We start from the raw sequence: 26,364 nt of genomic DNA, 5'->3' as shown, positions 1-26,364 counted from the left end.
CAGTTGGTAGCCCGGATGCAGCGAAGCGAAATCCGGGGCCGCATTCTCCGCGGATGGACCGCCCCGGATTGCGCTGCGCTCCATCCGGGCTACGGATCTTGCGCTTTCTATCCCCGTCATCCTGAGGAGCGCGCTCTTGCGCGCGTCTCGAAGGATGAATCGGCCCGGCTGGTGGCCGATTCATCCTTCGAGGCTCGCCAAGGGGCTCGCACCTCCAGCGACAAAGGCGAAGCCTTTGCGCGGGGATGACGGGGATGGAGTCAGGCTACGCATCTCAGTCCCGTCACCCCCGCGCAACGGCTTCGCCGTTGTCGCTGGAGGTGGCCGCTTCTTCAGCGGCCCTCGAAGGGTCGACGGCCCCGGCTGGTGGCCGTGCATCCTTCGAGGCTCGCAAGAGCTCGCACCTCCAGCGACAAAGGCGAGCCTTTGCGTGACGATGACGGGAGAGTGATTGAGCGCGCGGCCACGATCCAATATCGTCGCTCACAACAACAACAATGGAACATCCCCCATGCCGCATCCGCTCGATTCCTTCTTCGCACCAGAAAGCATTGCGCTGATCGGCGCCTCGCGCGATCACGAGAAGATTCCCGGGCGGCTGCTCGCGATGCTGCGCAAGAACGGCTATCCGGGGAAACTCTATCCGATCAATCCGAACTATGCGGAGATCGACGGCCTGCCATGCTTCAGACAGGTCGCGGAGATCGGCGCGCCGATCGATCTCGCGGTGATCGTGATTCCCGCCCGCGCGGTGCTGGCGGCGCTGCAGCAGTGCGCCGACGCCGGCGTCAAGAACGCCGTCATCATCTCTTCGGGATTTGCGGAGGAGGGCGGCGACAGCGCGGCGATGCAGGATGCGATCGTGGCGCTGGCGAAGCGGACGGGGATGCGCATCTCCGGTCCGAACGCGGAGGGCTTCTATAGCGAGGTGCAGAAGGTCGCGGCGACCTTCAGCCCGACCGTCGACGTCAAGCCGGACCATGTCCCGCTGATCGCGACCACGCGGCGGATCGGCATCGTCGCGCAGAGCGGCGGCATCGGTTTTGCCATCAAGCATCGCGCCAAGGCGCTTGGCGTCGCCATCAGCTACGTCGTCAGCGCGGGCAATGAGAGCGATCTCGGCGCCGGCGAGTTCCTCGACTACATGGTGCAGGATGCCTCGACCGACGTGATCATGCTGTTCATCGAGGGCATCCGCGACGTCGACAAGTTTCTTGCCGCCGCGAGGCGCGCCGCCGAGCTGCGCAAACCCGTGATCGTGACCAAGGTCGGCCGCTCCGGCGCCGGCGAGCGCGCCGCCGCCTCGCACACCGCGAGCATGGCGGGCTGGTCGGCGGCCTATGACGCGGTGTTCGCGAAATACGGTTTCATTGTCTCCAACGATCTCGATGAAGCGGTGACGATCGCGGCGGTGCTGGCCAGCAATCCGCTGCCGAAGGGCGACCGCGTCGCGGTGCTCACCGTCTCCGGCGGCGCCGGCATCTGGGGCGCCGACACCGTGTCGCTGCAGGGCCTGCGTGTGCCGGAGCTGTCGGCCGCGGCACAGGAGCAGATCAAGCAGTGGATGCCGTCCTACGGCGCCGCCGGCAATCCGGTCGACGTCACCGCACAAGGCGTCGCCTCGGGGGGACTGCAGAAGAGCATCGAGCTGTTCGATGCATCGGACGAAGTCGACGCCACGCTGGTTGTGCTGTCGCTGTCGAGCGAGGTGCGGATGCCGTTCAAGGAGGCCGAGCTCAAGCCGGTGATCGCGGCGCAGCACAAGCCGGTGGTGTTTTATTCTTACACGCTGCCGTCGCAATTCGCGCGGCAGGAGCTCGCCAAGTCGGGCGTCGTCGTGCTCTCGGGACTCACCCATATCGGCGTCGCGATGCGGCGGCTGGCGGATTATGCCAGGTTCAAACCGGCGCCCGATGTGATGACGCCGGCCGGCGGTGGGCGCGACCTCTCCGCGCATCTGACGTCGAAGACGCTGTCCGAGCACGACAGCAAGGCGCTGCTGCGCGCCGCCGGCATCGCGCTGCCGGACGAAGTGCTGGTCACCGGGCGCGACGGCCTCGATGCGGCGATCGCGCGCGTCGGCTTCCCGCTGGTGCTGAAGATCCAGTCGCGCGACATCCCGCACAAGAGCGAGGTCGGCGGCGTCCGCGTCAACATCGCGGCCAAGGGCGAGGCCTTCACCGCCTATCGCGACATGCTGGAGAGCGTGCAGCAGCATCGGCCGCTGGCTGCGATCCAGGGCGTGCTGGTCGGGCCGATGGCCAAGAAGGGCGTCGAGATCATCGTCGGCACGATGACCGACAGAACGTTCGGGCCGATGGTGATGGTCGGCCTCGGCGGCATCACCACCGAGCTGTTCAAGGACGTGGTCTATCGCCCGGCGCCGGTGAGTGCGGCGGAAGCGACCACGATGCTGCAGACGTTGAAGGCCGCGCCATTGCTGCAGGGCTTTCGCGGCGCGCCGAAAGCTGACGTCGCGGCATTGTCACGGCTGATCTCGGAGATTTCGGTGCTGGCGGCAGATCACGCGAACGAGATCGCGGAGATCGAGGTCAACCCGGTGCTGGTGCACCCGGAGGGGCAGGGCGTCACCATCGTCGACGCGCTGGTGGTGCCGAAGAGTTAGCGCGCTCCCTCCCCACCGTCGTCCCGGCGCTGGCCCCTAGGGCATGCATACATCTGGTGCGAGGGCTTACAGGTCAGGAAGGCACCACCGGATGGGTTCCCTCCCCCCTTGCGGGGTCCGAGGCGAGCGGAGCTCGCTCTCGAGGTTAGGGAGAGGGGTAAGCCGCGCGGGCGGTGTTTGTGGCTTACCCCTCTCTCCAACTCTCCCCCGCAAGGGGGGAGAGAGCCCTCCCACCTCCCGTGTAGCCTTAAGCAAAGACCGGCTGGGTGATGAGTGAAATGTGTGCATGCCCTAGGCCTTCGCAGGGACGACCGTGTTGAGGGGCCGGCGCCTGCGGCTTACCGCCCCTTGAAATTCGCGACGCGGCGTTCGGCGGTGGCCTTGACGCCTTCCTTGAAATCTTCCGTCGCGCGCAGCTTGGTCTGCTCGACCAGCTCGTGGTTGGTGGCGGCGAGGACGCGGTCGGCGAGGCCGGCGCGCATGGTGGCGCGGGTCGAGATCAGGCCGAGCGGCGAGCATTCGGCGATCTCCTGCGCGAGCTTCATCGCCTCTGCGCGCACCTGGTCCTGCGGCACCAGCACGTTGGCGAGGCCCCAGCGATAGGCCTCCTCGCCGGTGACGCGGCGGCTGGTGTAGAACATCAGCTCGGCGTTATTCTTGCCGATCAGCTCGGGCAGCGTGGCGGTGAGACCAAAGCCCGGATGGAAGCCGAGCTTTGTGAAGTTCGCCGAGAAGCGCGCCTCGGGGCAGGCGACGCGGAAGTCGGCTGAGACGGCAAGGCCGAGGCCGCCGCCGATCGCGGCGCCATGGATCGCCGCGACGATCGGCTTCTTGTTGCGGAAGATGCGCACCGCCTGGACGTAGAGGTGGTTGATCGGCAGGTTGGAGGCCGGATCGGTCTTGGCGCGCTCCTCCTGCTCCTGCCGCGCAGGATCGCCGAAATTGGCGCCGGCGCAGAACGCCTTGCCTTGCGCGGCCAGCACCGAGGCGCGGATCTCGATATTGTTGTCGAACTCTTCCAGCGCGTCGGCGATCTGGTTGATCAGTGCGACGTCGAAGAAATTCAGCGGCGGCTTGCGGATTTCAATCAGGCCGACATGGCCGTGGGTCTCGACGCCGATATCCGTGTATTTGGTCATGTCTTCTCTCCGTAAGGCTTCAATCTCTCGGCGCTCGTCACCTCTCCCAAGGGGAGAGGTCGATTTGCGCCAGCAAATCGGGTGAGGGGTTGTGCTCTCTCATGGGACCGTAATCCCTCACCCGGCGCTGCGCGCCGACCTCTCCCTCCGGGAGAGGTGTGAGTGATCGCGGTGAGATCGTCGGTCCCATCGGGTGTCAGCGCAGGCCCAAACCGCGGGCGATGATGCCGCGCAGCACCTCGGTGGTGCCGCCCTGGATCGTCAGCTTGGGCGCGGTCTTGATGGCGAAATCGAGCTGCTTCTCCAGCGTCTCGCGGTTGCTTGCGGTCTCCTCGACGAACGCCGCGAGATCGCGCACCCGGTGCGGCAACTGCTGCTCCCACACCGTGCCGATGTCTTTCACGATCGAGGCTTCCACCACCGGCTCCTTGCCGGCCTGCAGCATGCCCGCGACCGACACCGACATGCGGCGCATGGTGTGGACCTGCGCCACCAGTCGGCCGATGCCTTCGGCGGAGCGGGTGTCCGGATTCTTGCCGACCGCGCGCACCAGCTCGGTCAGCACGTAATAGGTCTCGAGGAAGCGCTCGGGCCCTGAGCGCTCATAGGCGAGCTCGCTGGTCGCCTGCTTCCAGGCGCCGTCGACTTCGCCGAGCACGTGATCGTCGGGCACGAAGTAGTCGGTGAACACCACCTCGTTGAATTCGAACTGGCCGGTGATCTGGCCGATCGGGTTCACCTTGATGCCCGGCTGCTTCATCTTGACCAGAAATTGCGTCAGGCCGTGGCGGCGGTTTTCCTTGGTCGGTTGCGAGGTGCGGAAGATCGCGATCATGTAGTCGGCGATATGCGCCGACGAGGTCCAGATCTTGGTGCCGTTGATCAGGTAGCCGCCGTCGGTCTTGGTCGCGCGGGTCTTCGCCGCGAACAGGTCGGAGCCGGAGTTCGGCTCGCTCATGCCGATGGCAAAGCAGACCTCGCCGCGGCAGATCCGCGGCAGGATGTCCATCTTGATGTGCTCAGGCGCGTACTTCAAAAGCACCGGCCCGCTCTGGCGGTCGGCGACGAAGAACCGCCGGGTCGGCGCGTTGGCCACCCGCATCTCCTCGGTCACCACATAGCGCTCCAGGAACGAGCGCTCCTGGCCGCCGTACTTTTTCGGCCAGGTCATGCCGAGCCAGCCTTTGGCGCCGACGCGGCGCGAAAACTCCGGCGCGTCATTGTCCTCGCGGTTCGGCGCATGGGGATCGAAGGTGCCGGCGGCGATTTCCTCGGCGAGGAAGGCGCGCACCTCTTTACGAAGCTGCTCGCATTTTTCCGGCAGGCGGATCGGATCGAAACGAAGGGCTGCAGTCATGATGTCCAGTCCTGATCTTTCTGCCTGATCTCAGCGCGAAGCCACCAGCGGCCACAATTCGTCGGCGCCGCGGTTCGCCACCAGTTTGCCGAGCTCGACGGCCCAATAGCTTTCCGAGCCGAAATCGTCGCGCCAGGCCAGCGCGCGCAGCGAGTAGCGGTGCAGGATGTGCTCGCTGGTGAAGCCGATCGCGCCATGCACCTGGTGCGCGATACCGCCGCCCTTCTCGGCCGCTTCCGCGCAGCGGATCTTTGCCGACGCTGCCTCGAGGAACACCGCGTCATTGTCGAGCGATTTGGCGTTGACGATGGTGTCGGCCGCCGAGGTCGCGGCGGCGAGAGCAGCGGCGGATTCGCCGGCGAGGCGGGCGAGGTTGTGCTGCACCGCCTGGAATTTCGAGATCTTCTTCTCGAAGGCGACGCGCTCGTTGGAATAGTGCACCGAGATGTCGAGCATCGATTCTAGGCTGCCCGCGATCTGCAGGCTGCGCACCACGCCGCCCATCAGCATCAGCGTGGTCTGCTCGAATCCCTTTGGCGCGGGCTTGATCGTGGCCGGCTGCACCTTGTCGAGCGTGACGATGTCGCTGTGATCGCCGCCGAGCCCGATGCCGGATTCGATCCGGCATTTCGCGGCGTCGACCAGCGCGATCGAGACGCCGTCCTTGCTATCGGCCAGCACCGCGAAATGCTTTGCCTCTTTGGCAAACGGCACGCCGCGGGCGCGGCCGGAGAGGGAGCCGTCGGCGGCCAGCGTGATGCGGTCCTTCGGGCTCGCGGGCAGCACCGTCATCTTGCCTTCGGGCGAGGCGATTTGCGCCTGTGTCAGCAGCCAGCCGGCCAGCATGGTTTCGGCCAGCGGAACGGCGATGGCGTGGCGGCCGGCGACGTTGAGAACCGCAAAACCGTCGGCGAGGCTGGCGCCGGAACCGCCGAGTTCGTCAGGCACCCAGGAGAGCGGCAGGCCGGCTTCGGTCAGCGCCTGCCACAGCGGCGCCTTCCATGCGCCCTGCTTGTCGTGATTGATGGTCTGGGCATCCGCGAGATCGGCGAAAATCTTGTCCGCGGTCTCGGCGACGATGTTCTCACTCTCCGCCACAGCGTTCCTCATGTTGATTGGCGCAAGGCGCCGTGCGGCGGGCCCTGCTTGCGCTATTTGTCTTGCGCTCAATGATGAGGAAAAGCCATAGCCGTGACAAGCATTGCCCGCAGGGCCACTTGCGCAGGTGGCATGCGATCAGCCATGCAATGAATTAATTCCGCAGTGCGGATTTCGCAGTTTCGCGGGCCAGATTTTTCAGGGATCCGGCTGCGCGATATGGTATGCCACCGCAATTCATCTGGCTCACAACAACAAGGAAACGCAGATGTCGAAGGAAGGTTTGTGCGCGATCGTGACGGGGTCGGCATCGGGGCTTGGTGCCGCCACCGTGCAGATCCTCGCCACCGAGGGCGCGCGCATCATCGTCAACTATTCCAACAGCAAGGCGGAAGCCGAGGCGACCGCGGAGGCTTGCCGCAAGCAGGGCGCCGAGGTGCTGGTGGTGCAGGGCGACGTCTCGCGTGATGAGGACTGCAAGAAGATCGCGGCCGCCGCGCAGGGCTGGGGCCGCCTCGACGTGCTGATCAACAATGCCGGCACCACCAAGCATGTGCCGCATCACGATATGGATGGCCTCACGGCGGAAGATTTTCAGCGCATCTATGCCGTCAACACCATCGGCCCGTTCCAGATGGTGCGCGCCGCGCGAGCTTTGCTCGAGGCCGGCGCGAAGGCATCGGGCCGGCCGTCGGCGGTGGTCAACGTTTCCTCGGTCGCCGGCATTTCCGGCGGCGGCTCGTCGGTCGCCTATGCCGCGAGCAAGGGCGCGCTCAACACCATGACACAGTCGCTGGCGCGCGCGCTGGCGCCGCTGATCCGCGTCAACACCGTCTGCCCCGGCTATATCGATACGCCCTGGTTCACCAAGGGCCGCGGCGAGGCGGGCGCCAAGCAGGTGCGCGATGCCGTGGTGGCGCGGGTGCCGCTGAAGGTGGCGTCGACGGCCGAGGATATCGCCAACCTGGTCTGCTTCCTGGCGAGCCCGGCGTCGAGCAACATGACCGGCGAATTCGTCCGCATGGACGCTGGCATGCATTTGATTCAGTAAGGCGCAGCGACTCAGCGCTTGCTGGTGATCGCGCCAAGTGAGGTGAGCACATCTGTCAGGCTCCCTCTCCCCTTGCGGGAGAGGGTGGGGAGAGGGGTGGCCGCGGGCGAGATGATTGGTGGAGGCTTTGCTCTTGTAATCTTGAGCTCGCGTCATCGGCACTCGGTGGAGAGAGCGCGTCGTGTGGTACCCCTCTCCCCAGCCCTCCCCCGCAAGGGGGGAGGGAGCCCGGCTAGCGTGCTCGCCTTACGATACAGTGCAGGCGCGGTGAAGCAGCGCTCAACGCCCCCGTCATTGCGAGCGTTAGCGAAGCAATCCATCTGTCCGCTTGCGGAGGCATGGATTGCTTCGTCGCTTCGCTCCTCGCAATGACGGGACGTGACGGCTCCGCCGTCACTTGTTACCCGGATCCGAAATCACCCGCGCGGCGACCAGCCGGTTCCAGATGAACAGCACCACCAGCGCGCCGATGGTGGCGGTGATGAAGCCGGCACCCTGCTCGGGACCGTAATGGCCGATCGCTTGTCCGACCCAGGTTGCGAGGAACGCGCCGGCGATGCCGAGCACGGTGGTGAGGATGAACCCGGTCGGGTTGTTCGGCCCCGGCGACAGGAATCGCGCGATGATCCCGGCGATGAAGCCGACGATGATGATCCAGATGATGCCGCCCATGTTGATCGCCCTCCGCTGAATTCCGTCACAGCCTGCCGTGCAGCTCGTCGCCGCTCGGCAGCCGGCCGTCCGGCGTCAGATGATTGATCGCGTCGGGCAGATACTGGCTGAGGCCCTGCAGCAATTCATCGCGCGACAATCCGCTCTGCGACGCCAGCGAGTTGATCTGGTCGGCGCCGAGCGCGTTGGCGAGATCGCCGGGTTCGATCGACTTGTTGGGACCGTTGCTGACCCAGGAACTGGCCGTGTCGCCATGGCCCTTGTCCTGCAGCTGCTGGAGCAGGTCGTTGAGGCCGCCGCTCAGCACGGTGCCGGCCGCGCCGCCTGCGAGCAGGCCGCCCAGTCCGCCCTTGAGGAGATCGGAGAGCCCGCCGCCGCCGGCTCCGCCGGGCAGGCCTACGGTGACATTGCCGGGCAGCGGCGGCGCCTGAGCCGGCTTCGGGGTCGGGGCGGCCTCACTCGGCTGGCCGCTGCCGCCGAAATGCTTGACCGCTTTCCAGGCCAGCAGTGCCAGGATGGCCATCGTGATCGGCGACATTCCGCCGCCGGAGCTATCGGATTGTGAGCTTGGCGCGCTCGGGCCGCGGGGGCCGTTCTGCATGCCGTTGAGTACGTCGAGCAAACCCATGTCGTTTCCTCCTGCCGCAACCGTGCCCCGCCGCGGAAACATAGCTGCGGGCCATGACGGTTACAAGGCGACGAACCGTCCGGACCCGCGGCGCGTTGAATAGGTCTCCACCCCGTGCTCTGCTATCGAGCCTTGATGAACGGATGTTGGGTCAGATGAACGAGAACCGGCCGATCGGCATTGCAGGCGCCGGCAGCATCGGCTGCTTCGTCGGCGGTATGTTGGCCGCGGCCGGCCGCCGCGTTGCGCTGCTGGCGCGGCCGCGGGTGGTGGAAGAAATTACCACCAATGGGCTCCGCGTCACCAATTACGACGGTGCCGAGCAAAAGCTAGCCGCTGACCGGCTGATCCTGTCGGACGATCCGTCGATCTTCGCCGATGCGCAGATGGTGCTGGTGACGGTGAAGAGCGCCGACACCGGCGAGATGGCCGAGCTGATCGCGCGCCATGCCGCGCCCGATACCGTGGTGGTCAGCCTGCAGAACGGCGTCGGCAATGTGCCGGTGCTGCGCGAGCGCCTCGCCGGCCGCAGCGTGCTCGGCGGCATGGTGCCGTTCAATGTGGTGGCGCTCGGCGACGGCCGCTTTCATCGCTCGACCTCGGGCGACATCGTGATCGCCAACGACGACGCCGATACCGCGGCGCGCCTCTCGGTCCCGGGCCTTGCCATCCGCGCGACCGGCAACATCGACGGCGTGCAGTGGGGCAAGCTGATCGTCAACCTCAACAACGCGCTCAATGCGCTGTCCGACATTCCACTGCGCCAGCAACTCGCGCAGCGCAACTGGCGCTGCCTGTTCGCCGACCAGATGGCGGAGGGGCTGGCCGCGGTCCGCGCCGAGGGCATCGCGCCGGTGTCGCCGACGCCGCTGCCCTCGAGCTGGATGCCGCCGCTGCTGCGGTTGCCGGATGCGGTCTTCGAGATGCTGCTCGGCCGCACCATGAAGATCGATCCCGAGGCGCGCTCCTCGATGTGGGAGGACCTGCAGCGCGGCCGCCGCACCGAGATCGACTATCTGCAAGGCGTCATCACCGCGATCGCCGATCGCCGCGGCCTCGACGCGCCGCTGTCGCGCCGCGTCATCGCACTGGTCCGGCAGGCCGAAGCCAACGGCAAGGGCTCGCCCGGGCTGACGCCGGAGCAGATCCGCGCGGGCAGAGCATGATCCGGAAAAGTGCGAAGCGGTTTTCCGAATCGATCACGCTCCAACAAAGGGTGCGATGGATTGCGTTCGGAAGGAGAGTGGCATGAAAGCGATTGTCGTGATGTTGGTGACGATTGCAGGACTCAGCTCAACCGTTGCACACGCCGCGCCGCCGACCGTGGTGCCGTCACCGGGCTACGACGCGCGGCTGCAGGAGCAGCGCGCCGCGAGGTCGGCGCGATCGGGCGAACAGATAACCCCGCTCGCGCGGCCAATGAAGCACCACCACAAAAAGCGTGCGCGAAACTAGGCGAACGGCTCCGCTTCACCGCTCCCCGCGAGGGGGCGTTTCCAACATTTCGGAATATTGGAAGAATATCGCTGAGTTGCCCGACATGTCAAGTGCCGAACGCCGGCCGCCGCCGGCTACTTTGCATGGGGTTGTTTTTCGGCATTTTTGGCAGGCGCCCCCTGCGGCGATGCCGGCTGTTGTTCGTTCGCGGATGAATCCTCTATAGATGCCCCCTCCCATCCCGCGCCTTGCAAATGTCGCATGGCGGACAAGGCACCGACAACCCACCGCATCACCCCACGCAATGATCAGACGATTTGAAATGAGATCCGCCGTGCTCGCGCTCGGTCTCGTGTTTTGCTTCGCGACGACGGCCGGTGCCGCCGACTATGCCGGCGCCATCAGTAGCTATCGGCGCGCCCATGCCATGCCTGCGGTGAAGCTCGATGCCAGGCTGAATGCAGTGGCGCTGAAGCAGGCGCAGGCGATGTCGGCGAGCGGATCGGTCAGCCACTCCGCCGGCGGCAGCTTCTTCACCCGCATCAAGCCGCTGAAGAAGCGGCGCGCTGCGGAAAACATCGGCGCCGGCTTCATCGCTTTTGCCGAGATGCTGAAGCAGTGGGAGAATTCGGCGGGGCATCGCGAGAATCTGCTGATGCCGGGCGCGAAGCGCGTCGGCGTCGCCTTCGTCGACAATGCGAAGTCGCCGTACCGCAGGTTCTGGGCGATGGTGATCAGCGACTAACGCGAGGTCGTCAGCCGCGCTTCGCGGTCCGGCTCGGCGTCGCCGGCGGTGCGGGCTGCGGCGTGAAGATCTTCTTGAGATCATCGAGGCTCTGCGACAGCCGCGGCCATTCGCAGGAGAACGTGTTCTTGGCGCATTGCGCCGCGCGGATCCGCGCCGCCTGCTTGACCGGGCTTGCGACCGGCACCGGCACCTTCTCGGTCGGGCTGCGCAGCGATGCCTGCTGAAGCTGCGGCGGATGCTGCTGCGGTTGCGGCGGCGGCTCCGGCGCCTTCTCCTGCTCCTGCAGCTGCTTGGCGTTGAATGCCGCGACGATGCTCGAGCGGCGCTGCTTCTCGAGATAGGCGGTGTATTCGAGGTCGATCCGCTTCTGCTCTTCCGGCGTCGGATTGGGACCGGCGATGTCGTAGCTGCGGTCCTGCATGAAGTCGTAATAGGTGTAGCCGCCGCCCGGCTTGCGGCGTCCGGCGAATTTGGAATTGCACTCGGCGAGCTGCGCGGTCTTGTCTTGCTTGGTCTTCGCCTTCTCGGCGAGATCGGCGCAATCCTCAAAATCCTTCGGTGAACTGCGCCACCATTGCGCGCGCGCCTCCGCGGACGCCAGCATCAAGCCGGCGGTACAAACGGCAACAGCCAACGTCGATGATCGTGACGGCATCACGGACATTGAAACCAAACCTTGGGAACACAGATTTTACCGATTGTCGCCATTTTGGTGACGCTTGTCACCCCCGGAACCCGATGATTTCGGTGCGCTGCGGAACGGCAATTTCGTCGCTGTGTCTGATGGAACACAGCCTTTCGCATCTCCGCCACATTTGAAGGCGTCTTAAGCGCGCTGGCGTGCAGAACTTCCGAACAATTCGTGTCGAATCCTTCACTTCACCTTGTGCAGCAGCGCCACCAGTTCCGCCTGCCGGTGCGTGCCGGTTTTCTGGAAGATCGCCTTCAACTGATTGCGCGCGGTGGCGAGCGCAACGCCGGCCTGCACGGCCGCATCCTCGACCGAATCGCCGCGCGCAAGCCGCGTCGCGAGACGCGCCTGCGCCGGCGTCAGCTCGAAGGTCGCGGCGAGCAGCGCCTGGTCGAATGCGGGATTACCTTCGAGGTCGCGGATCAAGAGGATCGCGCGGGCGCCGAGGAACGGCGAGCGCGCTGCCGGCAGCACCGGCTGCATCTGGATCACGATCGGCCGCTTGTCGATCCTGCGCACCACGATCGGCGATGACGGCAATGGCTGCAGGTCCGAGGTGTGGGCGAGCTGATCGATCAGCCGCGTCAGGTCGGCATTGGCCTGGCGGTCGCGCAGCGTCAGCCGATTGTTGCGGATCGCAAGTTCGGGGCCGAGACAGGCCTCGGCCTGGCTGTTCATGCCGATAATGGCGCCGAAGCGGCCGACGGCAATCGCCGCGACCTGAATCAGGTCGAGCGCGCTGGTGACGCCCGACAATGCGGCGCGGCCGGCGACGGTGGACAGCGTCGCGGCTTCGGTGAGCCGTCCCGATATTCTCGCCAGCGCCTTGATCTCGTCGGCCTCGAACATGCCTTCCTTCGGCGAGCGCTGGATGGTCAGCGCCCACAGCGCCGGACCGGCGTGGAAGCCGACGCCGGCGAACCATTTCAGCCCGAACTCGCCGAGCGTGGCGTAGAGCGGATCGCGCAGCATCTCGGCTTCCGACTCGAACAGATCGCCATCGGTGATCACGGTGGTGCCGGCGATCATCAGCGGCACGCCGCGGGCGGCGCGGATGTCGGTGCGATGCAGGTTGGTGGGGAAGTAGATCCTGGTGAAATAATCGGTGATCGAATCGGTGCGCGGAATGTCCTCGGTGCGGACATCGCTCTGCAGCATCGCCGCGCCGGTGGCGCCGACCGCGGTGCAGACCTGGTCCATGAAGGACGGCCATCCCGCGGGATCGAGCACCACGTCGCCGAGGCTCGCAGTCACATGGTCCAGTCTGCGCAGGTCGATCAAGGCTCAGCTCCGCCCGATGCAAGAAGCCGTTTACTTCGCGAGACGAAACCCGCTGCACTCGCTTACGCCCGCTACCGTGCTTAGGAAAGCCGGTGCCGCCCAACTTGCAAGTTAAATTACCGCCAGGGATATGAGCTGCTTCACCAGGCCCGGATATTTCGGCGCGAAATCGCCCGATTTGGCCTGTTTGCGCCGTGGTTTCCTGCGACGGACCGCTAGCTGCGGTGGCGATCGGCCTCAGCCAGCGCCACGCGGCAGAAGCTGGCCGCGGCCGCGACCACCTCCTCGAGCGGCTGCGGATACGCCTTCGACACCCAGCGCAGCGCGATCGAGATCACCGCGCCGACCATGCCGATCGAGAGCAGCGCGGCCGCTGACGCCTTGTCGCCGCGTTTCGGATCGCTCGCCGGCGGCACCAGGATGTTGCTGAAGGTGCACAACGCATCGAGCTTGACCGCATCGACCGCGGGGCTGATGCCGGAAATTTCCAGGAGGAACACCCGCGCCGGCTTCGGATGCTGCTTCAGCCGCGTGAAATATAGCGTCAGCGCCGCGTGCAGCCGCGCCTCGGGATCGTTGCCCGCGCTTGCCGCAGCCGCCGCCATTTCCTCATGCAGATGGCCGACGACATGGCTGTAGGCGGCGATCAGCAGCGCCTCGCTGTTGGCGAAGGATTCGTAGAAATAGCGCTCGGTCAATTCGGCAGCTTCGCAGATCGCCTTCACGGTGGCGCCGCGATAGCCGACCTCGCCATAGACCTCGACCGCCGCATCGATCAGCTTGAGCCGCCGCTCGGCGCGGCGTTCCTCGGCGTCCATGCCGCCATAGAGGCGGGCTTTGCGGCTGCTTCCCATGAAAAAGTATTGACACGCGGCATTGTCAGATGTCAAGTTATCTGACAAGATAGATTGTCAAAACGGGAGGTGCGGGCGTGTCCAGTCATTTCGACGTGCTGATCGTGGGCGCGGGCCTCTCCGGCATCGGCGCCGGCTATCATCTGCAGAAGAACTGCCCGGACCGCAGCTACGCCATTCTCGAGGGGCGCGATTGCATCGGCGGCACCTGGGACCTGTTCCGCTATCCCGGCATCCGCTCCGACTCCGACATGTACACGCTCGGCTATTCGTTCCGGCCGTGGACCGAGCCGAAGGCGATCGCCGACGGCCCGTCGATCCTGAATTACGTGCGCGACACCGCGCGGATGTACGGCATCGACCGGAAGATCCGCTTCAACCACCGCGTCATCAGCGCCGACTGGTCGTCGGCCGATTCACGCTGGACGGTCGAGGTCGAGCGCGGGCCTGAGAAGGCGATCGAGCGCCTGACCTGCAGCTTCCTGTTCATGTGCAGCGGCTACTACAAATACGAGCAGGGCTACACGCCCGATTTCCCCGGCATCGCCAATTTCGCCGGCCGCGTCGTGCATCCGCAGAAATGGACCGACGACATCGACTATGCCGGCAAGAAGGTGGTGGTGATCGGCTCGGGCGCCACCGCAGTGACCTTGGTGCCGGAAATGGCCAAGACCGCCGCGCATGTCACCATGCTGCAGCGCTCGCCGACCTATGTCGTGGCGCGGCCCGACAAGGACAAGGTGGCCGACTGGCTGCGCGCGCGGCTGCCGGCAAAGCTCGCCTACGGCCTCACGCGCTGGAAGAACGTGCTGTTCGGGATGTATTTCTACCGGCTCTGCAAGCGCGACCCCGAACGGGTGAAGAAGCTGATCCTCGGCGGCGTGCGCCACGCGCTGGGGCCGGACTACGACGTCGCCACCCATTTCACGCCGCGCTACAATCCGTGGGACCAGCGGCTCTGCCTGGTGCCGAACGGCGACCTGTTTGAATCGCTGCGCAGCGGCACATCGTCCGTCGTCACGGACCAGATCGAGACGTTTACGCCCGAGGGCATCAAGCTGAAGTCAGGCAAGGCGCTCGACGCCGACATCGTGGTGACGGCGACCGGCCTCGATCTGCAGGTGCTCGGCGGGCTCGCGCTCAGCGTCGACGGCGCCGCCGTCGATCTCTCCAAGACCATGAACTACAAGGGGCTGATGTACTCGGGCGTGCCCAACCTCGCTGCCGCGTTCGGCTACACCAACGCGTCCTGGACGCTGAAATGCGACCTCTCCTGCGAATATGTCTGCCGCACGCTCAACTACATGAAGGCCAACAATTACGCGCAGGTGACGCCGCGGCGCAACGATCCCGATGTCACCGAGCTGCCCTGGGTCGATTTCTCCTCCGGCTACATCCAGCGCGCCGCCGCGAAATTCCCCAAGCAGGGCTCGCGCCGGCCGTGGCGGCTGTATCAGAACTACGCCCTCGACATCATGACCCTGCGTTTCGGCGCGCTCGCCGACGACGCGCTCGAGTTCCTACCGGCGCGCCGGACCGCGGCGGCGAACGCGGCCTCGGGCGAGGCGCGGCAGGTGGCATAGCGCAGCGGACGCGCGAATTCCGCGCAACTTCATGCGCGCCGAACGTCTGCGCAGGCTGGCGATCAGGCGCCAGCTCTGCTATGGGATGCACGCCCGCATGCTTCGCCGGGTTCGCGGTCCCGTAGCTCAGCCGGATAGAGCGACGGTTTCCTAAACCGTAGGTCGGAAGTTCGAGTCTTCCCGGGATCGCCATTACTATCCGGTTTGCCAAGGCTCGCGGGAATTCAGGCCTCTTCAGCGGAATCCAATTCCTTCGCGATCGCTTTGAGCCGCTCGCGCAGCCAGAGATGGCCGGGGTCGGTGGTGTGGCGCGGATGCCAGAACATCGCCTCGTGGATGTCGGGCACATCAAAGGGTGATTCCACGAGCCGAATGCTGCTCGTTGGAATCAGGCGCTTGGCGGCGCGTTCGAGGACGTGAGTGACCAGTTGCGTGCCCTGAATCAGGAAGGGCGCCAGCAGAAAGCTTTCAACCGTGACGTCGATCTGGCGCTGGATGCCGAGCTGCGCCAGATACTGGTCCGCGAGGTTGAGCTGCCGATCGCGTCCGATGCCGTAGACCAGATGCGGCAGCCGCAGAAACTGCTCCTGCGTGATCTCGCCCTCCCGCACCGCCGGATTGTCGGCATCCAACGCGCAGAGCCAGCGATCGCTCATCAGCGCGGCAGAGAGAAATTCGCTGTCGCCGAACAGCTCGCTCGGCTCGATGACAAGGTCGGCCTGGTTCGCCTGAAGGATGCGGGCGGGATCCCGCGAACGCGGCAGCAGGTGAATCGTCACGTTCGGCGCTTCGGCGGCGACCGCACGGACCAGAGGCGCCAGCAGCACCAGACCCGCATAGTCGGACGCGCTGATGGAAAATGTCCGGACGTCCGCACCAGGATCGAACCGCGGCTTCTGCAGCAGCCTGGTTTCGATCCGGTCGAGCGTCTCGCGCAGCGGGACGATCAGCTCCTCGGCGTTGCGCGTCAGTGCGAGATCCCGGCCGACGCGAACCAGCAGCGGATCGTGAAACATGTCCCGCAGCCGCGCCAGCGCAGCGCTCACCGCGGACTGGCTGAGGCCGATGCGCTCGCCGGCGCGGCTGACGTTGCGCTCGTTCAGCAGCGCATCGAGTACAACGAGCAGGTTCAGATCAACGTTCCGAAGGTTCAAAACAGGCTCCCGTCGATGGAGCAGATCGCAGCATTCAAATCGCACTGACTGCCGGCGGCAGTGATACATCGGCATTGAGTCCGTTGAGATTCTGCAATGCGGCAGAGCTCAATGCTAGCAAGTTCAATACCATCAACGTTCACAGGCGACAATCTAGCGGGATGCGAAGCCCCGCCAAACGGATGCCCTAGCCGCGAATGCCGCCGAAAGCCGCAGCCCTCGCGATGCGGCAGAAGGCTGTATCCACGCGGCCAATAGTTCGAATCTCAAATATCGATTGGACCCTCCCTCTACCCTGCGCCTACCGTTGGATCGTCGATGCAACGGACGCGCTCAGTCGCGGCACGCAAACAAGAGCGAGCAAGTCGCAAGCGTGGCGCAGGTGCGGGATGCGGCGGGAGGATATATGGCCGAGTGTGAGGCACGATATGCGCTGCCGAGCGAACGCAGCGACGACGTCGGACAGGCGTCGTGGGAGCTGGAAGGCGGCTCCGACGCCAACGTGTTCCGCGCGGCAATGCGGCGCATGGTCGGCGGCGTCACCGTCATCGCCACGCGTCACGAAGGCCGGCCGTGGGGAATGACCGTGAGTGCGTTCACTCCGGTCTGCATGGATCCGCCGACGCTGCTGGTCTGCGTCAACAGCCGCACCGTGACGGCGTCGGACATTTTGCGCGACGGCCGCTTCGCCGTGAACCTGCTGAGCCAGGCCCAGCTTCACGTTTCCCAGCTCTGCGCCAGCGCCGGCTCGGACAAGTATGTCGACGATCACATCGTCCCGGCCGCGTTGCTCCCAGGCCGGGTCGTGATGCCGATCCTGCGCGATTCCATCGTCAGCTTTGATTGCAAGGTCGCGGAAGCCCGACCGGTCGGCAGCCACAACGTCGTCATCGCGACCATCGAGTCGATCCTCGCACCGACGTCGCGACGCCCGCTGCTTTACGGCGAAGGCAAATATCTGCGCGGCGTCGGGATCGACGACTTTGCTGCGCTCGAAGGGGCATAACCATGACGCTGACCGGACTGCCCGGGCTTCTGTACCGGGCCTACAACGATCACGATCCAGCTGCGGTCGCCAGGCTGTACGCCTCCGATGCGACCCATGAGGACGTCGCGCAGGGCAAGCCCAAGCGCGGCCCCGCCGAAATTGCAAACGGGCTGAGCAAATTCTTCAGCTGGTTTCCTGATGCGCATTGGGCTGCGCAGGCCCAGATCACCGATCCCTCCGGATCGGTCGCGATCACCTATCTCATGACCGCAACGCTGCGCGGGCAGATGGGACCGATCCTGCCGCGCGGTCAGCGAGTGTCACTGCAGGGCGTTCACGTCCTTCATACGGGAGAGGGCGTGATCCTCTCCAGCAGAGACTACTGGGACGCGACCACGTTCCAGCGCCAACTCAACACCCCCCAAACTGGAGACTAGAGCAATGAGGTCCGGCAAAGAGTATCTCGCGTCCCTGCGTGACGGCCGAAAGGTCTACGTCGGCGGCGAGCTGATCGAAGACATCACGACCCATCCGGCCACCAAGGGCTACGCGCACGCGATCGCCGAGTATTACGACCTTCACCTCGATCCGAAGAACCAGGACATCGCGACCTTCGTCGACGCCAACGGCAAGCGGCAGTCGATGCACTGGTTCCTGCCGCGATCGAAGGAAGACGTGGCGCGACGCCGGAAGTACTGCGACTTCCTGTGCCGGCATTTCAAGGGCGGCATCTTCACGCGGCCGCCGGCCGGCATGAACGTCGTCATGTTCACCCAGGTCGACGACCAGAAGCCGTGGGCGGAGAATTCCCGCTTCAAGAACGGCAAGCGCGATCTCTCCAAGAACATCCAGCGCCAGTGGGAGGAGGTGACGTCGAAGGACCTCGCGATCTCCCCGATGTTCCTCGACGTGCAGTTCGATCGCGGACGCGACAACGCGATGGCCGAGACCCCGATGCTCAAGATCATCGAGGAGCGCGACGACGGCATTCTCGTCCGCGGCTGGAAGGCGATTGGCACGTCGGTGCCGTTCGTGAACCATCTTCTGATCGGCAATTTGTGGCGTCCGGGACAGACGCCCGAGCAAACCGTCTACGCTTTGGTGCCGATCGCGACCAAGGGCATCTCGGTGGTCGCGCGCAAGTCGAATGCCGAGCCCGACGCCGATCCCTATGATCGTCCGCTGGCCACCATCGGCGACGAGCTCGACGCGATGGTGTATTTCGACGACGTGCTGATCCCGTGGGCTCAAGTGCAGCACATCGGCAATCCCGATCACGCCAAATGGTATCCGCAGCGGCAATTCGACTGGGTGCATCTGGAGACCCAGATCCGTCATTGCGTGCATGCCGAGCTGATGGTCGGGCTCGCCCTGCTGCTCACGCAATCGCTGGGCACGACCAACAATCCGGTGGTCCAGGCGCAGCTTGCGGAATTGATCCGCTTCCGCGAGACCTGCCGCGCCTTCATGATCGCCGCCGAGGAAACCGGCTTCGCCACCCCCGGCGGGCTGTACAAGCCCAACAACATCTACATCGACTTCGGCCGCGCCTACTATCTCGAGCACCAGCACAAGATGGTCAACACGCTGATCGATTTCTGCGGCCGCGGCGTGGTCATTCAGCCCTCCAAGCGCGAGCTGGAGGATCCCTACATCGGGCCGAAGCTGGCGGAAGCGCTGCGCGGCGCCGAGATCAGTGCGCATGACCGGATCAAGATCTTCCGGCAGATCAGCGAGCGCTTCCTCACCGAGTGGGGCAGCCGCCATGAGATGTTCGAGAAGTTCAACGGAACGCCGCTGTATCTCATCAACCTGCTGACGATGCAGCGCACGGAGTACCAGGTCGACGGCCCGCTCACCGAGCTGGCGCGCCAGGTGCTCGGCTTCGGCGACACCGCGGAGTTGGGCAAGCGCGCGCAGGAGGCCGAGAAAGCCTCGCACTACGCCAGCGTCCGCTTCCAGCCCGATTACGCCAAGGCGCAGGACGTGCACGACGGCTACATCGGCAGCGACGGCGAGAAGAAGCCGGCCGCGGCTGCCGCGAACTGACATCTGCGCCCCCGGGACGGTTCGCTGTCCTGGGGCGTGCCGGTCCGGACCTGCGCGCGATCCGAGACGCGAGACGGAAAATCCGTCCCGCGATATTGCAATGAACCTCTCCGGGGATCCCTCCATGACTCGGTTTGATGATCGCCTGCTGACCAAGCGGGTCGTCGAGAGCTTTTCGCAGACACCGAATGAGCGGCAGAGATCGTTGCTGGTCGAGCTCGTGACCACGCTGCACGATTTCGTGCGCAGGACCGACCTGACGTTCGAAGAGTGGAACGCGGCGATCGACTTTCTGACGCGCACGGGACAGAAATGCACGCCGATCCGTCAGGAGTTCATCCTGTTGTCAGACGTGCTCGGTGTGTCGATGCTGGTCGATGCGGTCAATCACCGGGAAAGGGAGGGCGCCACCGAGACCACCGTTCTTGGGCCCTTCTATGTCGGCGAGCACAAGGACATGCCTGATGGCAGCGACATATCTGCCGGACTGAGCGGCAAGCCGATGTTCGTGACTGCGCGCGTGACGGCGCCCAGCGGCGTGCCGGTCGCGAACGCGATCGTCGACGTGTGGCACGCCGACGATGAGGGATTTTACGACACGCAGAGGCCGACGCACGCTACGGGCGACGGTTCGTTGCGCGCGCGCTTCAGAACCGATGCAGCCGGCCTGTTCTCGTTCCGCACCATCCTGCCATGCAGCTATCCGATCCCGACCGATGGGCCGGTTGGCGAACTGATCCGCGCCTCAAACCGCCACGCCATGCGGCCGGCTCACGTTCATTTCCTGGTCAACGCAGCGGGCTTCGAGCCGCTGGTGACGCACGTGTTCATGGATGGCGATGATTATCTCGACTCGGACGTCGTGTTCGGCGTCAAGGAAGAGCTGGTGTGCCCGGCCGAGCGGCATGATGGCGCGGTGATGCCGGACGGAAGCAAGGCATCTGGCCCCTGGTATACGATGACCTACGACTTTCATGTTCGGCCCGGCACCGGCCACCTGCCGCAGCCCCTCGCCGCGGGCGCCGGTTAAGCTCGAAGCTCGGACAAATCATGTCGCGAGATGCGAAGCTACATCACCATCCACACTGTCGTCGCCCGGCTTGACCGGGCGACCCAGTACGCTGAGGCTTCTCGGCTCGACAACGACTGCCTCTGGAATACTGGATCACCCGCTTTCGCGGGTGATGACACCGAGGCTGGGCTATTGATGCGCGAAGTGGATATCGCGACGCCCGTCCCATGGCATGAAATCACCCGGAGTTTGGCAGGATATCACCTTGCCGGACGCGATCCGGATTCTAATGCTCCGAGCCTGGAGAGGAGACACCCCGAGCCCTGAACCTCCGCGGCGCAACGCACGCGCATCGGCACGGCGATCAGCAAATGTCTCCGAGGGAGGAATCGGATGCTGCACCTTTCGCCGGACCGCACGCGAAAAATCCTTGCCGACGCCGCGTTCAGGGAGCTCGTCTCGGGACGCGCGCGGCTGCGATGGGGTCTGTCCATCCTGACGCTGGTCATGTTCTTCGGCTTCATCGCGCTGATCTCGACCGCGAAAGCCGCGCTTGGCGCAAGTTTTGCCGGCAGCGCGATGCCGCTCGGCTTCGCGCTCGCGCTTCTCATGGTCGCGGCGATCATCGCCTTCACGGGCTTCTACGTTCAGCGCTCGAACGCGCGCTTCGACGAACTGGCGCGCAGCGTCAACCGGGAGCTCGGCCGATGATCGCCAGATCGCTGTTGATCGCGCTTTGCGTGGCGTTTCCATTCGCGGCCATGGCTCAGGGGGCGCCCGCGGCGGGGGCCCGCGGGCCCGACTGGATCGCGATCGCCATGTTCCTCGCGATCGTGGCCGTCACGCTCGTCATCACCTGGCGCTCGGCCGGCAGCACGCGATCGAAGGCCGGCTTCTACACCGCCGGACACGCGATCACGCCGCTGCAGAACGGGCTGGCGACCGCCGGCGATTTCCTGTCGGCGGCCGCCTTCCTCGGCATCTCCGCGCTGGTCTATGCCAACGGCTTCGACGGCTTCATCTACGCGCTGGGGTTTCTCACGGGATGGCCTATCGTGCTGTTCCTGATGTCGGAGCGCATGCGCAATCTCGGCAGCTACACTTTCGCGGATGCGGCGGCGTTTCGCCTGCAGCGGACGCCGGTCCGCCTCGTTGCCGCGACCGGAAGCCTCGTCGTGGTGCTGTTCTACCTGATCGCGCAGCTGATCGGCGCCGGCAAAGTGATCCAGCTCTTGTTCGGCATCAACTACATCTTCGCCGTGCTCGGCGTCGGCGTGCTGATGATCCTCTATGTGATCGTCGGCGGCATGCAGGCCACCACCTGGGTGCAGATCACCAAGGCCGTGCTGCTGCTGTGCGGCGGAACGCTGCTGGCGCTGGCAGCGCTGTGGCATTTCGACTTCAGCCTCGGACGGCTGCTTGCGGCCGCGAGCAGCATCCATCCCAAGGGAGCCGCCATTCTCGTCCCCGGCGGACTGTTTGCCGAGCCGGTGTCGGCGATCTCGCTTGGCCTCGCTTTGGTGTTCGGCACCGCCGGCCTGCCGCATATCCTGATGCGGTTCTTCACGGTGAGGGATGCCGCGGCCGCCCGCAAATCCGTGTTCTATGCGACGGCCTGCATCGCCTATTTCTGCTGGATCATTCCGGTGCTGGGCTTTGCCGCCGCGGCGATCCTGATGGCCGATCCCAGCTATTTCAATGTCGCGGCATCCGGGCAGTTCAACAAGATCGCCGATTTGGTCGGCGGCCCGAACATGGCGTCGATCCATCTCGCCCACGCGATGGGCGGTCCGCTGCTGCTTGGGTTCATCTCCGCGGTGGCATTCGCGACCATCCTTGCCGTCGTCGCCGGCCTGACGCTCGCCGGCGCCTCCGCCGTCAGCCATGACATCTACGGCCAGGTGCTGGCCGGCGGCAAGGCATCCGAGGCGCGCGAGCTGCTGGTCTCGAAGATCTCGGCGATGGCGATCGGCGTCGTTGCGGTTCTGCTGGCCTATGCCTTCGAGAACCAGAACGTGGCGTTCATGGCGGGACTTGCGTTGTCGGTGGCCGCGAGCTGCAACTTTCCGGTGCTGGCGATGGCGATGTTCTGGCGCGGCACCACCACGCGCGGTGCCGTCGCGGGCGGCCTCGCGGGCCTCGCCGCATCGGTCGTGCTGGTCGTGCTGAGCAAGACGGTCTGGGTCGCCGTCCTCGGCTTCCCGACCGCGCTGTTCCCTTACGACAATCCCGCGTTGGTCTCGATGCCGCTCGCCTTCCTGTTCGTCTGGCTGTTCTCGGTGACGGACCGCAGCGAGCGCGCGGCGCGCGAGCGCGAGGCGTTTGCGGCGCAGTTCATCCAATCCGAGATCGGAACGGTCCTGGCCAGCGAACGCCCGGCGCTCGCCGCCGCGGCCTCGTGACATCGAGGAGCCTGGAAGACAGCATGACCAACGCGATTCAACTCGACGAAACCCACGACCCGGCACGGCGGAGTTTTGTCGAGACCGCAAACGGCGGCGCGACCGACTTTCCGATCCAGAATCTGCCGCTCGGCATCTTCGGCACCACGGCCGATCCGCAGTCGCGGATCTGTACGGCCATCGGAGACTTCGTCTTCGACCTGAAGCGGGCGCTCGGTTCGGATGAGCGCCTCGCGGCGCCGATCCGCCAGGCGCTGCAGCAAGGCACGCTCAATGCGCTGTTCGCACTCGGACCTGTGGCGATGCGGGAGCTGCGTCGCCGCGTCGCCGATCTGCTTGGTCAGGGCAGCGCGGCCAACGACACCAGACGCCGTGCCTCCGAACTGCTGACGCCGATCGCGGACGCAACGCTGCATCTGCCCACACGCGTCCCGAACTACACGGACTTTTATGCCGGCATCTATCACGCGCAGGCGGCAGGCGCGCTGTTGACGCCGGAAAATCCGCTGCCCGCGAACTACAAATGGGTGCCGATCGCCTATCACGGCCGCGCCTCGTCGGTGCAGGTCGGGCGCGGAATCGTACGGCGGCCGCTCGGGCAGCGTCCGCCGGCGGTGGCGGGCGCAGCGCCGGGCTTCGGCCCGTGCGAACGGCTGGATTTCGAGCTCGAGATGGGCTTCTACCTCGCTGCCGGCAACCGGCTCGGCAATCCCGTCCCGATCGCCGAGGCATCGCAGCAGATCGTCGGCTATTCGCTGCTGAACGACTGGTCGGCGCGCGACATCCAGCGCTGGGAGATGTTTCCGCTCGGACCGTTCCTCAGCAAGAGCTTTGCCACCTCGGTGTCGCCGTGGGTCGTCACGTCGGATGCGCTGGCGCCGTTCCGCGTCGCGGCGCTGGCGCGGCCGGACGGCGATCCGCGTCCGCTCGATTATCTGTTCGACACGGCCGATCAATCGCACGGCGGATTGGATGTTCATCTCGAGGTCCTGCTCTCGACCGCGCAGATGCGCGCCGCGAACCAGCCCGCCGCGGCAATTCTCAGCTCCAATGCCAAATACCTGTATTGGACGCCGGCGCAGATGGTCGCGCACCACAGCATCAACGGCTGCAATCTGCAGCCGGGCGACCTGATCGGCACCGGCACCATTTCGGGGCCGAGTCCGGCGCAGCTTTCGAGCATGCTCGAGTTCACCGCCGCAGGGGCGAGGCCGGCCGTGCTTCCGAACGGCGAGCACCGCGGTTTCCTCGAGGACGGCGACGAGGTCACCTTCCGCGGCCGCTGCAGCCGGGAAGGTTTTGCGAGCGTCGGGTTCGGCTCATGCGTCGGCAGGATCGGGCCCGCCGATGCCGTGATTGCCGGAAGCAACCATGCCTGACAGCGGGAGGCTGATATGGAATGTCAATCTTTGCTCATCCATGCACACCTTCAGAACGCGGCGGTCGACCCGGACGATGTCCGGTTCGGACAGCTCCTGACCTTGGCGGTCGGGCTGTCGCTGCTGTTGGTCACGCGTCTGGCGATGCTGCTGCTCGCTGCGCTGTAGGGTGACGGAAGTCCGACGGCGAGCGGTTGGTCCACTTCTTGAACGCCTTGCGGAAGCTGGTGGCGTCGGCAAAGCCGACCCGCTCGGCGACCTGGTCGATGGCCAGATGGGTGTTCTCGAGCAGCTCCGTCGCAATCGACCGCCGCATCCCGTCGACGATCGACTGGAACGACTGCCCGTCCTCCGCCAGCCTGCGGTGGAAGGTTCGTAGCGACAGCCCGAGCTGCGATGCGATCTCCGGCGCGCCGGCAAATCGGTTCGGACTGTTGAGACATGCGGCTCGGATCCGCCTGACCAGCTCGGATTCGCCGGGCCGCTCGGTCATGACGACGTCGCAGAGCTGCTGGCAGATCTTCGCGGTGATCGGGTTGGCGTTGGGGCAGGGCAGATCGAGCACCTTGGCGTCGAAATGCCATTCCATGCGATCGGTGCCGAAGTCGATCGGGCAGTTGAACATCCGCTCATAATTGCGCCAGTGCGCGGGGGCCGGAAACGGAAAGATCATCCGCTTGCTCGGAAACGGCGACTCGAGGATGCGGCTGAACACCGCGGTCATCGAGCTGCGCCAGAATTCCGCGGCGAACGGCAGCAGGTCGCCGAGCGGATCGAGCCCATGGCTGCGCAGGATCGCGGTGGTGCCGTGCTCGATCCGGAAGCTGATCTGCCGCACCGCCGGGCCCGCCATGGTGATGTGATCGAGCGAAAACATCAGCGCTTCGCCGAACGTCCGGCTGGAGACCAGCGCATAGCCGTAGATGCCGTAGTCGCTGATGCGCTGCCGGGCGCCGGCGAGCAGGCCGATGTCGGATCGCTTCGCCAGCCGCATCGCGTTGCGGTAGATCGCCAGGCGCTGGCGGTGCGAGATGCGGGCATGGGGATCCTCGAGCTGGGAAGCGTCAAGGCCAGTCCGCGCAAACAGCTCGCGCACCGACACGCCCTCCGCCGCCAGCTCGGCGGCCAGCGCGCCGAGGCCGAGCAGACTCTGCGTCGGCGCATCGGGATCGCTCGAGATCGGCATCACGATCTTGATCGGCTTCATGGCGCGTCCTCCACGTCCGGCTGGCACAGATTGACAGGCCGACGAGCGGCTCTTCCGGCCGCTTGGCAATTTTCGACATCATAATTGGCAGAGCTTGACGTTGTCACGCTTGTTATGACGGGCGACATTCAAATCATCAGAACAGCGGGACGCGAGCAAGGCAGCCTGCAACGAGGAGACGTCCGCCCGCCGCGTCGAGAGCGCGGCTGGCCGGCTTTTGCATCGAGCGGAGGGAACCCGATGGCGACAGTACTTCACGAGATGGACGGCAAGGTCGGCGTGGTCACGCTGGCGAAGCCGCCGCATAATTTGCTCGACGACCAACTCATCAGGGATCTGGTCGGCGCCTACCACGCGGTGGTCGCGGCCGGTTGCCGCGCCATCCTGCTGCGCAGCGCGATGCGGCACTTCTGCGCCGGCGCGGAGATGGCCTCGTGGGGAACCGGCACCAAGCTGCACACCGACCAGGCCGGGCTCGAAGCGATCTCGCGCAGTCTCGAGGATGTGCCGGTCCCGACGGTCGCCGCCGTCAATGGCGGTGTGCTCGGCGGCGGGCTCGAGCTCGCCTTGACCTGCGACATGATCATCGCGGCGAATACCGCGTTCCTCGGCCAGGTCGAGGTGGCGGTCGGATTGCTGCCGTTGCTCGGCGGCACGCAGCGCATCGCGCAACGCGCCGGCATCGCGCGGGCCAAGGAGATCGCGATGCTCGGCCGCCGTCACACGCCCGAGGCGTTCGAACGCTGGGGCATCATCAATCTCGTCGTGCCGGAAGCGGAACTGGGTGCGTCATCGATGACCATGGCGCGGCAGCTCGCCGCCGGCCCGACCAAGGTCATCGCCGGCGTCAAGATGCAGGCGAACCTGCAAGCGCGCGGCGGCGTCGCCGCAGCCGACGCGCGACAGGTCGAGATCAACGACATGATCTGGAAGACCAGGGATCGCCAGCGCGGCGCCGATGCCTTCTTCGCCTCGGGCCCGGCAACCGCCGTCTTCGAGGGAGACTGA

At 65.5% G+C, this 26,364-nt stretch carries 25 protein-coding genes and 1 tRNA gene; 16 read left to right on the top strand and 10 right to left on the bottom strand.

What is annotated here, in order from left to right; translation table 11 throughout:
• The first annotated feature begins 511 nt into the window (after window positions 1-511).
• A complete protein-coding gene (locus CI41S_RS08615; RefSeq protein WP_139858491.1) occupies window positions 512-2,626 on the top strand; it encodes an acetate--CoA ligase family protein in 2,115 nt (704 codons plus the stop codon).
• Window positions 2,627-2,964: 338 nt separating this feature from the next.
• On the opposite strand, the gene CI41S_RS08605 is transcribed toward CI41S_RS08615, so the two are convergent.
• The 3 genes from CI41S_RS08605 to CI41S_RS08595 form a co-directional block, all read right to left on the bottom strand.
• The gene (locus CI41S_RS08605) at window positions 2,965-3,765 is read right to left on the bottom strand and encodes an enoyl-CoA hydratase/isomerase family protein (RefSeq protein WP_139481782.1); all 801 of its coding nucleotides are present in this window, start codon (window positions 3,763-3,765) and stop codon (window positions 2,965-2,967) included.
• A 196-nt stretch (window positions 3,766-3,961) separates the two neighbouring features.
• A complete protein-coding gene (locus CI41S_RS08600; protein WP_139481783.1) occupies window positions 3,962-5,122 on the bottom strand; it encodes an acyl-CoA dehydrogenase family protein in 1,161 nt (386 codons plus the stop codon).
• A 30-nt stretch (window positions 5,123-5,152) separates the two neighbouring features.
• Complete coding sequence (locus tag CI41S_RS08595) at window positions 5,153-6,220, bottom strand: acyl-CoA dehydrogenase family protein (protein WP_139858490.1); 1,068 nt, start codon at window positions 6,218-6,220, stop codon at window positions 5,153-5,155.
• 268 nt (window positions 6,221-6,488) lie between these two features.
• Here CI41S_RS08595 and CI41S_RS08590 point away from each other — a divergent pair, with 268 nt between their 5' ends.
• Window positions 6,489-7,271, top strand: a complete 783-nt coding sequence (locus CI41S_RS08590; RefSeq protein WP_139481785.1) for an SDR family NAD(P)-dependent oxidoreductase — start codon at window positions 6,489-6,491, stop codon at window positions 7,269-7,271.
• A 393-nt stretch (window positions 7,272-7,664) separates the two neighbouring features.
• On the opposite strand, the gene CI41S_RS08585 is transcribed toward CI41S_RS08590, so the two are convergent.
• On the bottom strand, window positions 7,665-7,943 hold the full coding sequence (locus CI41S_RS08585) for a GlsB/YeaQ/YmgE family stress response membrane protein (RefSeq protein ID WP_139858489.1): 279 nt from the start codon (window positions 7,941-7,943) through the stop codon (window positions 7,665-7,667).
• 25 nt (window positions 7,944-7,968) lie between these two features.
• Window positions 7,969-8,571, bottom strand: coding sequence for a YidB family protein (locus tag CI41S_RS08580; RefSeq protein WP_139858488.1), 603 nt, complete (start codon window positions 8,569-8,571; stop codon window positions 7,969-7,971).
• Window positions 8,572-8,726: 155 nt separating this feature from the next.
• On the opposite strand from CI41S_RS08580, the gene CI41S_RS08575 reads away from it, so the two are divergent.
• The 3 genes from CI41S_RS08575 (at window position 8,727) to CI41S_RS08565 (ending at window position 10,753) form a co-directional block, all read left to right on the top strand.
• A complete protein-coding gene (locus CI41S_RS08575) occupies window positions 8,727-9,737 on the top strand; it encodes a 2-dehydropantoate 2-reductase (protein WP_139858604.1) in 1,011 nt (336 codons plus the stop codon).
• An 82-nt stretch (window positions 9,738-9,819) separates the two neighbouring features.
• Window positions 9,820-10,026, top strand: a complete 207-nt coding sequence (locus CI41S_RS08570; protein WP_139858487.1) for a hypothetical protein — start codon at window positions 9,820-9,822, stop codon at window positions 10,024-10,026.
• A 304-nt stretch (window positions 10,027-10,330) separates the two neighbouring features.
• On the top strand, window positions 10,331-10,753 hold the full coding sequence (locus CI41S_RS08565) for a CAP domain-containing protein (RefSeq protein ID WP_139858486.1): 423 nt from the start codon (window positions 10,331-10,333) through the stop codon (window positions 10,751-10,753).
• Window positions 10,754-10,763: 10 nt separating this feature from the next.
• On the opposite strand, the gene CI41S_RS08560 is transcribed toward CI41S_RS08565, so the two are convergent.
• The 3 genes from CI41S_RS08560 to CI41S_RS08550 all read right to left on the bottom strand — a co-directional run bounded on the left by CI41S_RS08560 (window position 10,764) and on the right by CI41S_RS08550 (window position 13,582).
• Complete coding sequence (locus CI41S_RS08560) at window positions 10,764-11,360, bottom strand: hypothetical protein (protein WP_430650010.1); 597 nt, start codon at window positions 11,358-11,360, stop codon at window positions 10,764-10,766.
• 270 nt (window positions 11,361-11,630) lie between these two features.
• A complete protein-coding gene (locus CI41S_RS08555) occupies window positions 11,631-12,728 on the bottom strand; it encodes a helix-turn-helix transcriptional regulator (RefSeq protein ID WP_139858484.1) in 1,098 nt (365 codons plus the stop codon).
• A 215-nt stretch (window positions 12,729-12,943) separates the two neighbouring features.
• A complete protein-coding gene (locus tag CI41S_RS08550) occupies window positions 12,944-13,582 on the bottom strand; it encodes a TetR/AcrR family transcriptional regulator (protein WP_139858483.1) in 639 nt (212 codons plus the stop codon).
• 77 nt (window positions 13,583-13,659) lie between these two features.
• Between CI41S_RS08550 and CI41S_RS08545 the strand changes: the two genes are divergently transcribed.
• Both CI41S_RS08545 and CI41S_RS08540 read left to right on the top strand, forming a co-directional pair.
• Window positions 13,660-15,165, top strand: coding sequence for a flavin-containing monooxygenase (locus tag CI41S_RS08545; protein ID WP_139858482.1), 1,506 nt, complete (start codon window positions 13,660-13,662; stop codon window positions 15,163-15,165).
• 115 nt (window positions 15,166-15,280) lie between these two features.
• Window positions 15,281-15,357: transfer RNA gene (locus tag CI41S_RS08540), tRNA-Arg, on the top strand.
• Window positions 15,358-15,389: 32 nt separating this feature from the next.
• Here the strand turns inward: CI41S_RS08540 and CI41S_RS08535 are convergent.
• A complete protein-coding gene (locus CI41S_RS08535) occupies window positions 15,390-16,319 on the bottom strand; it encodes a LysR family transcriptional regulator (RefSeq protein WP_210242625.1) in 930 nt (309 codons plus the stop codon).
• A 406-nt stretch (window positions 16,320-16,725) separates the two neighbouring features.
• Between CI41S_RS08535 and CI41S_RS08530 the strand changes: the two genes are divergently transcribed.
• The 8 genes from CI41S_RS08530 (at window position 16,726) to CI41S_RS43330 (ending at window position 24,317) form a co-directional block, all read left to right on the top strand.
• Window positions 16,726-17,325, top strand: coding sequence for a flavin reductase family protein (locus CI41S_RS08530; protein WP_139858480.1), 600 nt, complete (start codon window positions 16,726-16,728; stop codon window positions 17,323-17,325).
• 2 nt (window positions 17,326-17,327) lie between these two features.
• A complete protein-coding gene (locus CI41S_RS08525) occupies window positions 17,328-17,744 on the top strand; it encodes an ester cyclase (RefSeq protein WP_139858479.1) in 417 nt (138 codons plus the stop codon).
• 4 nt (window positions 17,745-17,748) lie between these two features.
• The gene (locus CI41S_RS08520; protein ID WP_139858478.1) at window positions 17,749-19,356 is read left to right on the top strand and encodes a 4-hydroxyphenylacetate 3-hydroxylase family protein; all 1,608 of its coding nucleotides are present in this window, start codon (window positions 17,749-17,751) and stop codon (window positions 19,354-19,356) included.
• Between the two features lie 124 nt (window positions 19,357-19,480).
• The gene (locus CI41S_RS08515; RefSeq protein WP_139858477.1) at window positions 19,481-20,386 is read left to right on the top strand and encodes a dioxygenase family protein; all 906 of its coding nucleotides are present in this window, start codon (window positions 19,481-19,483) and stop codon (window positions 20,384-20,386) included.
• 375 nt (window positions 20,387-20,761) lie between these two features.
• Entirely contained in the window at window positions 20,762-21,079 is a 318-nt protein-coding gene (locus CI41S_RS08510) for a DUF485 domain-containing protein (protein WP_139858476.1), read from the top strand.
• Window positions 21,076-22,770, top strand: coding sequence for a cation/acetate symporter ActP (gene actP / locus CI41S_RS08505; protein ID WP_139858475.1), 1,695 nt, complete (start codon window positions 21,076-21,078; stop codon window positions 22,768-22,770). The genes CI41S_RS08510 and actP overlap by 4 nt, the downstream gene beginning before the upstream one ends.
• 23 nt (window positions 22,771-22,793) lie before the next feature.
• Complete coding sequence (gene fahA, locus CI41S_RS08500; RefSeq protein WP_139858474.1) at window positions 22,794-24,149, top strand: fumarylacetoacetase; 1,356 nt, start codon at window positions 22,794-22,796, stop codon at window positions 24,147-24,149.
• Between the two features lie 15 nt (window positions 24,150-24,164).
• Window positions 24,165-24,317 (top strand): hypothetical protein, encoded by a 153-nt coding sequence (locus CI41S_RS43330; protein WP_172627950.1) that lies wholly within the window; start codon window positions 24,165-24,167, stop codon window positions 24,315-24,317.
• On the opposite strand, the gene CI41S_RS08495 is transcribed toward CI41S_RS43330, so the two are convergent.
• Window positions 24,280-25,356: an AraC family transcriptional regulator gene (locus tag CI41S_RS08495; protein WP_139858473.1), complete on the bottom strand. Its 1,077-nt coding sequence runs from the start codon at window positions 25,354-25,356 to the stop codon at window positions 24,280-24,282. The genes CI41S_RS43330 and CI41S_RS08495 overlap by 38 nt on opposite strands.
• A 240-nt stretch (window positions 25,357-25,596) precedes the next feature.
• Here CI41S_RS08495 and CI41S_RS08490 point away from each other — a divergent pair, with 240 nt between their 5' ends.
• A complete protein-coding gene (locus CI41S_RS08490) occupies window positions 25,597-26,364 on the top strand; it encodes an enoyl-CoA hydratase/isomerase family protein (RefSeq protein ID WP_139858472.1) in 768 nt (255 codons plus the stop codon).

Origin of the sequence: Bradyrhizobium ivorense, from assembly GCF_900696085.1 — a bacterium.
GTDB classification, from domain to species: domain Bacteria; phylum Pseudomonadota; class Alphaproteobacteria; order Rhizobiales; family Xanthobacteraceae; genus Bradyrhizobium; species Bradyrhizobium ivorense.
The sequence above is the reverse complement of the archived record's forward strand: the minus strand, read 5'-3'. Positions and strand labels throughout refer to the sequence as shown.